Genomic DNA, 13,988 nt, shown 5'->3' on the forward strand with positions numbered 1-13,988 from the left:
GCTCAACATATGTTGAGCCTTTCTATTATAATATATTTTGGGGTATATTAATCTACATTGTCATGTAAGAATGAATTATTGGAACGAATCTCTGTCACACCATCATCGAATGATAATGTGAAACGTGAAACTTGTGAATCAGATGAATGAGGTACATCATCCAAAGACTTTTGTTTTCTTTTATAAGCCGGCTCGTTTTCTAATTCTTGTAAACCGTTGGAAGATTTTAATTTCATACTCAACTCTTTAAGACGTAGGATACGCTCTTTAGTTTTCAAAAGTTGGTCTTCGAAATTTACTTCTTCTTCTACCTTCACAGTATTGTGTGTAAATGTAGAAGTATGATTTGTTTCAACAATATTATTAACCTCTTCTTCTACTTCTTCGTTCACCTTTTCATCATAAGCATCGAATACTGTAGGTAATTTAAATTCAAATACAGAAGGTGAAGTTTTCAATTCAAAACCACCGTTATCTTCCGTATTTTCCTCTGCAGTAATTTCTTCTTGAACATCTAACGTATGACGTACTACATTTGACTCTTGTACGGCAACATTAGAAACATTATTTGATTTAATAGGATTGAATAAATCAACTTGAGGAGCAGTTGCAGACTGAGCAACATTCGTAGGAGTAACAGGAGTTACATAAGTCGATGTTACTGGAGCTGCAGACTTTTCAGCAAATTGATTTTGAGAAACAGGTTTCACAAAAGAATGAACTGTTTCAGGAGTCAAAGGCAAAGCAACTTTTTCGTTTTCTCTTTCTTTCTGACGTTCTTCGGCAGTTTGGAAACCAGTAGCAATAATGGTTACAGACAAGTCTTCTTCTAGGTTTTCGTCGATACAGTTACCCCAGATTAAGTCCGCTGTTAAACCAGCTTTCTCTTGAATATAGTCAGTAATAATAGCCACCTCATCCATAGTTACTTCTTTTCTACCAGAAGTAATATTTAATAAAATGTAACGAGCACCTTCAATCTCATTATCTTTCAATAATGGAGAAGCTAATGCACCTGTTACCGCTTTAATAGCACGATCATCGCCTGTAGCGATATGGTTACCCATAATAGCGACACCACTATCATTCATCACTGTACGTACATCTTTGAAATCGACGTTTACGTAACCAGGAATAGTAATAATTTCGGCAATACCTTTCGCAGCAGTAGTCAATATATCATCTGCTTTAGCAAAAGCAGCAGTCATAGTTAAGTTTCCGAAGATCTCACGCAATCTATCATTCGAGATTACTAAGTATGAATCCACATATTTGCGCAATTCATTCAAACCTTCTTCAGCTTGAGAACGACGTTTTTTACCTTCGAATGTGAAAGGAGTTGTGATAATCGCTACAGTAAGGATACCCATTTCTTTAGCTGCTTTAGCTAACACGGGACTTGCTCCGGTACCTGTACCACCACCCATACCAGCAGTTATAAATAACATTTTGGTATTGGTACCTAGCATTCTTTTGATATCATCAATACTTTCGATAGCAGAGTTTTCACCTACATCAGGATCGGCACCAGCACCCATACCTTCAGTAAGACTAGCTCCCAATTGTACTTTGTTAGGAATAGGACTTAATTCCAATGCTTGCGCATCGGTATTACACACTATAAAATCAACTCCACTGATCCCTTGCTTGTACATGTGATTAACGGCATTACCACCGCCACCACCAACACCTATAACCTTGATTATAGATGATTGCTCCTTTAACATTTCAAATTGTATCGACATAATAATATCCTATTTTTAAAGAACTGCCAAGCTTACCTATTAAACCAAACTCAACAATTCGAATGTAATAATACCAAAATCTTAACAAGAGTTTTCCACATTTGTGAAATTGTGGAAAACTCATTCCGTTGTGGAAAAATTATTTTTTCCCGATAAAAGTTTCGTCGTCTATTTCTTGATTATCCTTGATAAATTCTGAGATAATTTTTGTAAACCAACTCTCTTTTTTGCTTTGTTTGTCGGCAATTTCTTTCACTTGCTCTTTACGTGGTTTTTTAAGCTCACGCTCTTCAAAAGCCATTTCTTGCTCGTCTTCGACAGCTTGAATACCTTTAATCAACAAACCAATACTTGTCGCATACATTGGGGATTTCATCTCTTCCAATGTTTGTTTGTTCAACATGTCAGTTTTCGCCAAATATTCATTTGGATAACCAATACGACAATCGATACCTGTGATGTACTCTACCAATTGAACCAAGTGTTTCAATTGCGCACCACCACCTGTAATCACGATACCAGCAATTAATTTATCCTCATAACCAGAAGATTTAATTTCGTAATACACGTGCTCAATGATCTCTTCCATTCTAGCTTGTATGATGTAAGCTAAATTTTTAACGGAGATTTCTTTCGAATCACGACCACGAATACCTGGAACGCAGATAACTTCGTTTTCTTTATTTTCATCAGCTAAAGCTGATCCGTATCTTACTTTTAATTGCTCAGCTTGATTTCTAAGGACAGCACAACCTTGACGAATATCTTCTGTGACAATATTACCTCCTAATGGAATTACAGCAGTATGACGGATAATACCTTCGTGGAAAATTGCCACATCAGTAGTACCACCACCAATATCAACAAGAACTACACCAGCCATTTTTTCTTCTTCATCCAATACAGCTTCGGATGATGCTAACGGCTCAAGTACTAATGAAGATACCTCTAAATCAGAGTTATCCACACATTTCTTGATGTTTTTAATATCAGTTACACGACCTGAGATGATATGGAAATTAGCTTCCATGCGACGACCAGCCATCCCAATTGGTTCTTTGATACCTGGTTCATTATCAATCGTAAACTCTTGAGGCAACACATGAATAATTTCTTCACCCGGAGGCAAAACCAATTTATACATATCAGAAATCAAACGCTCTACATCCATACGGTTGATTTCATCATCATCGTTCTTAGTTAAAATACCACGATGTTGAATACTTTTGATATGTTGACCGGCGATACCAACATTAACTACTTTAATATCCACATTGGACTGTCCTTCTGCCAAAGAAACAGCTTCACGGATACTAAATACAGTCTTTTGAATATTAGCAACCACCCCACGGTTCACACCAGCAGATTCTGCCTTACCCACACCTAATAATTCAATTTTGTTTGTACCACTGCGTCGTCCTACAGTAACACAAATCTTTGTCGTACCGATATCTAAACCAACGATGATCGGATTTTCTTTTTCATTGTCTGTAATTCTTGGTTTCATATGCTGTATTTTTAATTTTTCATGTTAATTTTCATCTGCAAGCTATCCATGTACCATCCTTCTCTCCGTTCACAGATGATTTGTCCGCCGTACTTCACATTCACTTTAGCGTACGCTTCTGTTCCTACTTTTGGCAATATATTTTTATAATACATTTCCAATCTTTTGAGTTTGTAATCCAAAGAATCTGCTGAGCCGACAACCAACACTTCTTTGCCTACACGTGGAATTAATTCAATATCATTCTGTTCATTAACATAAATCTGAACAATCTGATTTTCCCACAAATCATTGCCCTTCACATGGTCCACGATGTGGACTAGGTCTTTCACCATTTTGGTTTCTACTTGCTCCAACGGCTTCGTGTAACTTTCACGGATTTTACCATTAGCCACCAACACATGGGGCACATATTTCAATGTTACTGGAATTTTATGTCCCTTTGTATCCACATAAAACTCGCGTCCATCCTGGTTAATCACACGCAAAACGACTTCACGCTGTCGAACATTGACATTGACTGTCCCATCCATGTCGGTATGAATCTCGGCATTTGACACATATGGTAACTTTTCAATAGCTTGTTCTATTTCTTCAAACTTTATAGTTTTCAATTCTTTACCTGTAATGGTACCGAATTGATTGTTAATCATTTTTGAAATATCATGTTGGTCAATAAAAGTTTCTTTACCTTCCACATTTACTTTCAAAGATTTGCAAACCTGAGCAGCATCTTTATGATTAATCAGACTCATGAGCACGATCAAACCAGCCAAGGCCGCAATGCCAAGGAAAGTATAGAAAACTAGCCCCCATCTGATATTCTTCATATTATTGTTCTAAAATTGCTTTCAATGGTTTTATTAATCTATCAATATCTCCTGCTCCTACCGTTACTACTAATTCTGGCTTTTCATTTTTGATGAAACCCAACACTTCCTCTGGAGATACCACGCGCTTGTTGTCTGATTTTACTTTATCCAATAACCAAGAAGAAGTAACACCTTCAATGGGTAATTCACGCGCTGGGTAAATTTCCATCAACAATAATTCGTCCGCCATACCCAAAACTTCAGCAAATCCATCCACGAAATCACGCGTACGTGAGAATAAGTGTGGCTGGAATACCACTGTTAGTTTTTTATTAGGGTACAACTTATGCAAGGATGATAAAAATGCGCGCAACTCTTCTGGATGGTGTGCATAATCATCTATATAAATTGACTTTTCGTTACGAACGATATATTCAAAACGTCTTTTAGCTCCTCTAAAATTCGCTAATGCTGCAACAATTTTATCTTGTTCAATCTTAAGTAACAAAGCAACTGTAATAGCTGCCACAGCATTTTCAATATTGTGAAGCCCCGCAATTCCCATTTTGATATGCTCGAGACGAAAATCCCCTTTAACATAATCAAAATAGAATTCGCCATCCACTACTTTAATATTCTCTGCATGCGCATCCGCTTGCTCGTCTTTTGAATAAGAAATATCTCCAGAGAATGGCAATCCTTTTTTCACGATACGATGACCACCTTCTACCACTCTGTCTAAATACATTTGAAATGACTCGATCAAATGCGATTCATCTCCGTAAATATCCAAGTGATCAGCATCGGCAGAAGTCACAACTGCAATATTTGGATGCAACGTCAAGAATGAACGATCGTACTCATCCGCTTCAACTACGACTACATTATTATTTCCGTACAATACATTCGTATTATAATTAGAACTAATACCACCTAAGAAAGCCGAACAATCATATCCAGAATCTTTCAAGATATGGGCAATCATAGTCGAAGTCGTCGTCTTACCATGCGTACCTGCTACACCAATAGTGAAACGGCTCGCACTGATAAAACCTAAAACTTGCGAACGCTTAAAAAGCTCAAATCCTTTATCAATAAAATAATGCTTGATTTTCGAATCCTTTGGAATAGCAGGTGTGAAAATCACTAAACTTTCTTCCGAAGGTTGAGCAAATCCCGAAGGAATTAAACTCGCGTCATCTTGATAAATAATATCAATACCTTCTTCTACTAAGGCAATAGTTAAATCTGTCTCTGTACGATCATAACCCGACACTTTACATCCCAAATGTTGGAAGTAACGTGCCAAACCACTCATACCAATACCACCGATACCGATAAGATAAACTTGCTTTACTTGATCAATATTTATCATTCCCTTATTTTATTATTTTTAAAACCTCATGAGCAATTACATCATCTGCATCCAATAAGGCTAGCCTTTTGATGTTATCTTCTAAGTCGTTCATTTTACTTTCATCCTTCAATAATGCTAAAGCTTTGTCTACTAAATGATGACGAGCTTCTACATCTTTCACTATCAATGCGGCATTTTTATTCACTAATGCCATTGCATTTTTAGTTTGGTGATCTTCGGCAACATTCGGTGATGGCACCAAAATCACGGGTTTGCCTACTACGCACAATTCTGAAATTGTACCAGCACCCGCTCTCGCGATAATCAAATCGGCAGCGGCATATGCATAATCCATACGTTGTAAAAACGGCATCATTTTCACATTGTAAGGTAAATCTTGAATTTCTTTATTCAATGTTTCATGATAATAGCTTCCACACTGCCAAATGACTTGCACATCTGCGTCTTTGAATTTTTCAAATGCTTGCTTAACACAGTCATTCAATGTTCCAGCCCCAAGACTTCCTCCTGTTACCAGAATTGTTTTCTTTCCTGCTTCCAACTCAAAGAAAACCAATGCTTCGCCTTTTTTGCCTTCGATATCTACCGAAGGACGACGAATGGGATTTCCTGTCAACAACACTTTTTCCGCAGGAAAAAACTTGTCCATACCTTCATAGGCTACGCAAACTTTCTTTGCCTTACCTCCTAAACTCTTATTCGTCTTACCTGCAAAAGAATTTTGCTCCTGGATCAACGTAGGCAAGCCCATCATGTTTGCCATCATCAACAATGGACCTGAAGCATATCCACCAACACCTACTGCAACATCGGCTTTGAAATCCTTTATTATTTTTCTCGCTTTCAACAGACTATTAATCATTTTGAAAGGAAGAGAAATGTTCTTCAATAATGAAGAACGATTAAAACCTTGAATATCTAACCCAACGATTGTATATCCAGCAGCAGGTACTTTCTCCATTTCCATCTTACCGTTTGCACCTACAAATAAGATCTCAATATCAGGTTCGATACGGCGCAAGGCATTCGCTATTGCAATTGCCGGAAAGATATGCCCTCCAGTTCCACCACCACTTATGATTACTTTATGCGCCATAATCAATTTTCTTTATACTGTACCTACTACCACTTTTTTAGGAGAAGCTGTTTTTGGAGCAGTAATATTACCTTCCTGCAACTCCTCTTTATTTTTTAATTCCTCGATACTTCTACTTACCGAAAGAATAATACCTAATGCAACACTTGTAAATAATATCGACGTACCACCCATACTTACCAATGGCAATGGCACCCCTGTTACTGGTCCTAAACCAACAGCTACCGCCATATTTGCTAAGGCCTGAATAGTCAGACTAAATCCTAATCCTGCCGCCAAAAAAGCACCGAACGCTCGCGGACTTAATGTCACAATACGAATCACACGATACATCAAAGCCAAATACAGCATGATCAAAATGACTCCACCAATAGTTCCATATTCTTCGATAATGATTGCAAAGATGAAATCCGAATATGGGTGCGGCAACACATTACGTTGAATACTATTTCCTGGTCCTTTTCCAAACAAACCGCCTGTTGCTATCGCAATTTTTGCATTATTAGCTTGGAAGTTTTTATCTTCTTGAAATGGCACTGTCGCAGCAACACCATCCACTTTTTCTGTTTTGAAGAAACCTTCAATACGGCTCATATATGTAGCACGGCGAGGACCTAATAGAATAACCAGCGCCAAAAGCACTCCTCCGCCCACACATACAATTCCAATTTGCTTTGCACTTACACGACCTATCAACAGCAACAATACACTCGTTCCAAACAACATCAATGCTGTCGATAAATTGGCCCATGCAATCAAAACAAAAACCGCACAAACAGTTCCCATGATTGGGATAAATGATTTTTTCAAATCCTTAATTTCGTGCGCTTTACGTGAAAGCATTCGCGCCAAAAACGTAATCAAAGCCAATTTTGCTAAATCGGATGTTTGAAAGGTCTGATTAATTACTGGAATGGTAACCCAACGTGAAGCGTCGTTCACATTGTTACCGAAAATCAACGTATAAAACAACAATGGAATAGTAATTACCATTAAGATTTTCGATATACCAGCGTACCATCTGTAATCGAGTTTATGAGACAAATACATCAAAACTAAACCCACAGCAATAATGGAGAAGTGCTTCACCAAATACAATTCTGTTCCTTTGCCTTCTTTATAAGCCAAAGTACCTACCGAACTATATACAGCAAGCAAAGACCATCCTGATAAGATTATCACGATAATCCAGATCCATTTATCGCCTTTTAGTTTTGAAAAGATTTGCTCCATAACTAAACTATAATGCCATTACAGCTTCCTTAAATTTATCGCCTCTTTCTTCGTAATTTTTGAACCAATCGAAACTTGCACAAGCTGGAGACAACAATACAGTATCACCTTTTTCTGCAATATGCGATGCAATGTTTACAGCGTCATCCATCGAAGAACTGTTTACAATTACCTCAACTTCATCTTCGAAAGCATCGTGAATACGAGAAGTGTCTTTACCGATACAGATAATTGCTTTTACTTTTTGTTTTACCAAATCACGAAGCATATCGTAATCGTTTCCTTTATCTACTCCACCTAATAACAGAACGATGTTTGTAGAGAAGCTTTCCAAAGCGTACCACACGGAATTCACATTCGTAGCCTTAGAATCGTTAATGTAATTTACACCACCAATCAGCGCGACATGTTCTAATCTATGCTCAATATTCACATACGATCCCATGCTTTCTTTCATGCTTTGGTTGCGTAATTCTTGCACTTTGGCAATTAAGCCAGATGCCATATTATTATAGACATTGTGCTTTCCTTGTAATGATAACTCTTCAATATTCATCTCAAACTCGTCTCTATTAGGTAAGTTAATTTTCACATTTTTATTTTCGTCCAAATAAGCACCGATTTCAACAATCTGCTCTTGTGTCATAGGCAATTGCTGTGCTTTTATTTCAAATCTTGGCAACGCTTTTACCGTTTCTTCATCATCCAAACAGTAGATGAAATAGTCTTCAGGAAATTGATTTTGAATCATGCGGAATTTAGAATTCACATAATTCTCCATCTTGTATTCATAGCGGTCCAAATGGTCCGGTGTAATATTTAATATCACGGCTACATCCGCACGGAAATGATACATATCATCCAACATAAAACTGGAAATTTCTAACACATACGTATCATAAGATTCACGAGCCACCTGCAAAGCGAAGCTTTTGCCAATGTTACCCGCAAGACCTACATTTTGTCCCGCTTTTTGGAGCATGTAATAGGTCAACATTGTCGTCGTCGACTTACCATTTGACCCTGTGATACAAATTAATTTTGCATCTGTATATTGTGCTGCAAACTCAATTTCTGAGATCACAGGTATATTCAAAGAACGAAGCTTCTTAATCAAAGGCGCCTTTTCAGGAATACCGGGACTTTTGACAATAACAGCAGCATTCAAAATCAAATCTTCTGTATGCTGTCCAGATTCAAAAGCAATTCCTTCTTCTTCTAATATTGCTTGATATGAATCAGCAATACTCCCCATATCCGATACAAAAACATCAAAGCCTTTGTCTTTACCCAATATGGCAGCTCCAACTCCGCTTTCACCTGCTCCAAGGATTACCAAACGTCCCGACTGCGGATAATAGGTATTTGCTATATTTCCCATATTATCTAACTTTTAATGTTACTATTGTCAAAATCGCTAAGATCACCCCCACAATTACAAAACGCGTAACGATTTTAGCCTCGTGATAACCTTTCTTTTGATAATGGTGATGTAATGGCGACATCAAAAAGATTCGTCTGCCTTCACCAAATCTTTTCTTGGTGTATTTGAAGTACGATACTTGTAAAATCACAGAAAGATTTTCGATCAAAAACACACCACATAAGATTGGAATTAACAATTCTTTACGAATCAAAATCGCAAATGCCGCAATAATACCACCGATAGCTAATGACCCTGTATCTCCCATGAAGACTTGCGCAGGAAAAGCATTGTACCACAAAAATCCAGTACACGCTCCCACAAATGCTCCCGCAAAAATCACCAGCTCACCCGAATTAGGGATATACATAATATTCAGGTAGTCAGAGAAAATAATGTTACCCGAAACATACGCCAAAATCGCTATGGTTATACCAATAATGGCGGAAGTACCCGTCGCAAGACCATCAATACCATCGGTAATGTTTGCACCATTGGAAACGGCTGTAACAATGAAAACAACGACAACCAAGAACAACCCAAATGTTGCCCAAGGATTATCTATACCAATCACAGTCAATACTTTAGAATAATCGAACTCATTATCCTTGTAAAAAGGAATATTTGTTTTTGTAGACTTCACATTATCCGCATAGGTTGTCTCGCCCGTGCTAGGATTCACCACCACTTCAACAGGTTTATCCGAAGTAGGATTCAAAACTTGCTCACGAACTACAATATCCGGATGGAAATACATTGTAATAGCAATTAGAATTCCTAAGCCAACTTGACCAACTACCTTAAAACGACCTGCTAAACCTTCTTTATTCTTTTTAAATACTTTGATATAATCATCTAAGAAACCAATTGCCCCCATCCAAAGAGTGGTAACAATCATAATGATGATATAAATGTTGTCTATTTTTGCAAACAGTAAAGTGGGAATCAAAATACCAGCGATGATAATCAAACCACCCATCGTTGGCGTACCTTGTTTCGTTTTCTCCCCCTCTAAACCTAAATCGCGAATAGTTTCACCTACTTGTTTTTTGTGCAATAATCGGATCAATCGGCTACCATAAACTGTCGTAATGATAAGCGATAAAATAACCGCCATCGCAGTACGAAACGAAATATATTGAAACAATCCCGATCCTGGGATCTTCCAATTTTCTTGTAGCCAATCAAATAAATAATATAACATCGTTCCCCTTATTGTTCGTTAAATGTATTTTCCAACTCCTCTCTATCATCAAAATGATGACGCACCCCATTTATTTCTTGATATTTTTCGTGTCCTTTTCCTGCTACCAACACAATATCACCAGGATTAGCCAAATGAACCGCAGCACGGATAGCTTCACGACGATCTGTAATGCTAAACGTATTTTTCTTCTTCTCTGGCGAAATTCCCACTTCCATATCTTTGATAATCTGTACAGGATCTTCAGTACGCGGATTATCAGACGTGATAATCAATTTATCACTGTATTTCAATGCCACATTCGCCATTTCTGGACGTTTTGTTTTATCTCTGTCACCACCACAACCTAATACCGTGATGATTTGCTGACCTGCGTTACGTAAATCTTTTACTGTTTCTAACACATTTTCCACCGCGTCAGGCGTATGTGCATAATCCACAATTCCAACAATTCCCGATTTCGAACGAACCGTTTCGAATCTTCCTTCCGCACCTGAAATTTCACTTAAAGCAACTAATACTTTTTGTGTTTCCTGTTCCAACAGAATAGCAGAAGCGTATACCGCTAATAGATTATAAGCATTAAATCCCCCTACTAATTTCACCCACAAATCATGCGCATCAATTTGCAACAACATGCCATCAAAATGTGACTCCAATACTTTCGCTTTAAAGTCAGCCATATTTTGAAGACCATAGGTTTTACGGTGCGCAAATGTATTCTGAAGCATTACGTTTCCGTTTTTATCATCCACATTCGTCAAGGCAAATGCAAAACCATCCAAATCATCAAAGAATTTTTTCTTCGCTTTGATATAGTTATCAAATGTGCCGTGGAAATCTAAATGGTCGTGTGTAATGTTGGTGAAAATCCCACCAGCAAAACGCAAACCTACAATTCGTTGCTGCACAATTGCATGAGAACTCACCTCCATAAAACAATAGTCACATCCATCATCCACCATTTGACACAATAGCTTATTCAAAGCCACCGGGTCTGGAGTGGTATGTGTCGCTGGCACTACAGTCGAACCAATTCTATTTTCAACAGTTGAAAGCAATCCTACATGATAGCCCATTTGTTTAAAAAGATTGAATAATAAGGTTGCTACCGTAGTTTTACCATTTGTACCTGTCACACCAACAAGTTTCAAGTTTTGAGAAGGATTACCGTAAAAATTACCTGCAATAATTCCCAAAGCATAAGCGCTATCACTTACTTTAATGTAGGTAACTTCTGAATTAATATCTTCTGGCAAATCTTCCAGCACAACTACAGCCGCATTACTCTCAATAGCTTTCGCTAAATACAAATGACCGTCTGTATGCACACCACGCACCGCTACAAAAAGAGAACCTTGCTGCACTTGTCTAGTGTCAAACGTAATAGCATTCACCTCCACGTCAAGTGAACCAATCACCTGCAAAACAGGAATAGCGTGCAACAACTCTTTTAATATCATATCAATTCAATTCTAGTGATACATTAGAACCTATTTTCAATCTTTGTCCAGGTGTTAAAGATTGCGCAATGACTTTACCTTTGCCAACTACTTTCGTTTTAAAACCTGCATTTTCCATTGTAAAAATTGCATCGACTAAGCCCATACCTTTTACATTTGGAACTAAACCTTCTTTTATATTTACCTCCATAAATGGAACACCTTGATGAGCTACCGCAGAGTCGCCCTGACTGATAACATTCCAATTTTGAGGATTAAATCCTAAAGCTTGATACACCTTTAATGATGATTCTTTCGAACCATTCAATGTTAATGGCGTACGTGAACCAGCTGTATTAACAGCTTTATTCGCAAATGTGCCATGCAATTTCATATCATTAGCATACACCATATCCGCTAATTCTTTGAACACCGGACCAGCGACCGAACCACCATAGTATCCATTGCGTGGATTACGAATCACCACAATCATGGAGTACCTTGGATTCTCTGCTGGAAAATACCCTGCAAAAGAGGATTGATAACGTCTAGCACCGTATCCACGAGAATTATCCGCCATCTGCGCAGTTCCCGTTTTTCCGGCCGCTGTATACCAAGGACTTGTCAATTTCTTGCCCGTACCTTCAATCATCACCCCTTCAAGCATTCCTTTCATTTTGCTAATAGCTTCCGGAGACGCCATTTGCTTATTGATTACGCGAGCTTCAAAACGCTCAACTGTATTTCCCAAGTGTCTAATTTCTTTCACAAACAACGGCGCAATCATTTTACCATTATTTGCCACCCCGTTGTACAATGTCAACGTCTGTAATGGTGTCAACAAAAGTTCGTAGCCGTAAGCCATTTGTATTAAAGACAATTTACTCCAGGACTTACTTTGTGGAGTTTTCACAACCGGAATTCCCTCTCCTGGTATTTGCAAATGCAATGGCTCATGTAAGCCCCAACTATGTAATTTCGAAGTATACTTCGATGGATTATCGCCGTAATGCTGGTTCACCAACTTGGTAATCCCTACGTTAGAAGATTCCTCAAAAGCTTCTTTTACCGTAACTATAGACTTCTTCGGAGCATGCGAATCACGAATGGTGTGCGAAGGAACTTTATATGTTCCGTTTCCAATATCAACCTTAGTCGTCGTGTCTACATACCTATCATCAAGCAAGGCTAAATACGAAGCCAATTTAAATGTCGATCCTGGATCAGCACGCTGAGCTATCGCATAATTAAATTTCTCACGATACTCCCCGTCCTTATCTTTGGTAAAGTTGGCTATAGCTCGAATTTCACCAGTTTGCACTTCCATCAGCACCACACAACCCTCATCCGCATTACTGACAACCATTTGTTTACCCAGTGCGCGTTGTGCCATATCCTGCATATTCACATCGATAGTCGAAATAATATCCGACCCATCAACTGGCGCAACCTCCACCTCTCTATTCAATGGAACCCAAACACCGCCCGCAATACGTTGCATCATTTGTGCCCCACTTGTACCTTCGATATAATCTCCGTAAGCACCTTCTAACCCCACTCTAAACTCATCATTCTTGTAACCAATTGTCCGAGCAGCAAGATTTGTAAAAGGCAAAATTCTTTTGTTTTGTCGCACCGCAACCAAACTGCTGGAGTATCTTCTTTTCCCTTCTCTAAACGTTTTAAACAAAGGAAAGGTCTTTAAGACCTTCAAATCTTGATGCGAAACAGCACGTTTCAACAACACATAACGTTGTTTTTTACTTCTCGCCTGTTTTAAAATCGTCAAATACTGACGAGAAGATTTATCTTTAAAGAAGCCCGCTAGTTTTGATGCCAACGAATCCACTTTATTATTGAAAACTTCATTGTATTCTACAGGAATCGACATCGCATCAAAACGAATTTCATATTCCGGAACCGAAGTAGCCAACAGACTACCATCTACCGAATAAATATTTCCCCTTGCCGCCTCAACTACGCGCTCTTGAATAGTTAAACTATCTGCTATCGTTCTCCATTTATTTCCATCCACATACTGCAAGTGCAAAAGCTTAGCAAAAACTGCCAAAGCTCCAAATACCATCAAGCCAAAAGCCAGGTATACACGCACTAATATGGACTTCCTTATATTCATCCTAAGTAATA

Annotated in this window: 10 protein-coding genes; all 10 read right to left on the reverse strand. The window is 38.2% G+C overall.

What is annotated here, in order from left to right:
- Positions 1–47: 47 nt before the first annotated feature.
- Positions 48–1,745, reverse strand: coding sequence for a cell division protein FtsZ (gene ftsZ, locus H8B04_RS08930; RefSeq protein WP_190302126.1), 1,698 nt, complete (start codon positions 1,743–1,745; stop codon positions 48–50).
- 139 nt (positions 1,746–1,884) lie between these two features.
- Positions 1,885–3,252, reverse strand: coding sequence for a cell division protein FtsA (gene ftsA / locus H8B04_RS08935; RefSeq protein ID WP_165291211.1), 1,368 nt, complete (start codon positions 3,250–3,252; stop codon positions 1,885–1,887).
- A gap of 11 nt (positions 3,253–3,263) precedes the next feature.
- The gene (locus H8B04_RS08940) at positions 3,264–4,082 is read right to left on the reverse strand and encodes an FtsQ-type POTRA domain-containing protein (protein ID WP_190302127.1); all 819 of its coding nucleotides are present in this window, start codon (positions 4,080–4,082) and stop codon (positions 3,264–3,266) included.
- Between the two features lies 1 nt (position 4,083).
- Entirely contained in the window at positions 4,084–5,436 is a 1,353-nt protein-coding gene (gene murC, locus H8B04_RS08945) for a UDP-N-acetylmuramate--L-alanine ligase (RefSeq protein ID WP_190302145.1), read from the reverse strand.
- 7 nt (positions 5,437–5,443) lie between these two features.
- The gene (murG, locus tag H8B04_RS08950; protein WP_190302128.1) at positions 5,444–6,538 is read right to left on the reverse strand and encodes an undecaprenyldiphospho-muramoylpentapeptide beta-N-acetylglucosaminyltransferase; all 1,095 of its coding nucleotides are present in this window, start codon (positions 6,536–6,538) and stop codon (positions 5,444–5,446) included.
- A 12-nt stretch (positions 6,539–6,550) separates the two neighbouring features.
- On the reverse strand, positions 6,551–7,771 hold the full coding sequence (locus H8B04_RS08955) for an FtsW/RodA/SpoVE family cell cycle protein (RefSeq protein WP_165291214.1): 1,221 nt from the start codon (positions 7,769–7,771) through the stop codon (positions 6,551–6,553).
- Between the two features lie 7 nt (positions 7,772–7,778).
- Entirely contained in the window at positions 7,779–9,152 is a 1,374-nt protein-coding gene (gene murD / locus H8B04_RS08960; protein WP_190302129.1) for a UDP-N-acetylmuramoyl-L-alanine--D-glutamate ligase, read from the reverse strand.
- A 1-nt stretch (position 9,153) separates the two neighbouring features.
- Positions 9,154–10,398 carry a phospho-N-acetylmuramoyl-pentapeptide-transferase gene (gene mraY, locus H8B04_RS08965; RefSeq protein WP_165291216.1) on the reverse strand — a complete coding sequence of 415 codons (1,245 nt, stop codon included), beginning with the start codon at positions 10,396–10,398 and terminating at the stop codon, positions 9,154–9,156.
- Positions 10,399–10,406: 8 nt separating this feature from the next.
- The gene (locus tag H8B04_RS08970; protein WP_165291217.1) at positions 10,407–11,861 is read right to left on the reverse strand and encodes a UDP-N-acetylmuramoyl-L-alanyl-D-glutamate--2,6-diaminopimelate ligase; all 1,455 of its coding nucleotides are present in this window, start codon (positions 11,859–11,861) and stop codon (positions 10,407–10,409) included.
- A 1-nt stretch (position 11,862) separates the two neighbouring features.
- On the reverse strand, positions 11,863–13,977 hold the full coding sequence (locus H8B04_RS08975; protein ID WP_190302130.1) for a penicillin-binding protein: 2,115 nt from the start codon (positions 13,975–13,977) through the stop codon (positions 11,863–11,865).
- Positions 13,978–13,988: the final 11 nt, after the last annotated feature.

The sequence above is a fragment of the Sphingobacterium litopenaei genome (assembly GCF_014692495.1).
In the GTDB taxonomy this organism is placed as follows: domain Bacteria; phylum Bacteroidota; class Bacteroidia; order Sphingobacteriales; family Sphingobacteriaceae; genus Sphingobacterium; species Sphingobacterium litopenaei.

Bases quoted from the DNA above. Each gene is read 5' to 3' on its own strand.
- H8B04_RS08970 (WP_165291217.1), bottom strand. From the start codon at position 11,861: ATGATATTAAAAGAGTTGTTGCACGCTATTCCTGTTTTGCAGGTGATT.
- H8B04_RS08975 (WP_190302130.1), bottom strand. From the start codon at position 13,977: ATGAATATAAGGAAGTCCATATTAGTGCGTGTATACCTGGCTTTTGGC.
- H8B04_RS08955 (WP_165291214.1), bottom strand. From the start codon at position 7,771: ATGGAGCAAATCTTTTCAAAACTAAAAGGCGATAAATGGATCTGGATT.
- mraY (WP_165291216.1), bottom strand. From the start codon at position 10,398: ATGTTATATTATTTATTTGATTGGCTACAAGAAAATTGGAAGATCCCA.
- ftsA (WP_165291211.1), bottom strand. From the start codon at position 3,252: ATGAAACCAAGAATTACAGACAATGAAAAAGAAAATCCGATCATCGTT.
- H8B04_RS08940 (WP_190302127.1), bottom strand. From the start codon at position 4,082: ATGAAGAATATCAGATGGGGGCTAGTTTTCTATACTTTCCTTGGCATT.
- ftsZ (WP_190302126.1), bottom strand. From the start codon at position 1,745: ATGTCGATACAATTTGAAATGTTAAAGGAGCAATCATCTATAATCAAG.
- murG (WP_190302128.1), bottom strand. From the start codon at position 6,538: ATGGCGCATAAAGTAATCATAAGTGGTGGTGGAACTGGAGGGCATATC.
- murD (WP_190302129.1), bottom strand. From the start codon at position 9,152: ATGGGAAATATAGCAAATACCTATTATCCGCAGTCGGGACGTTTGGTA.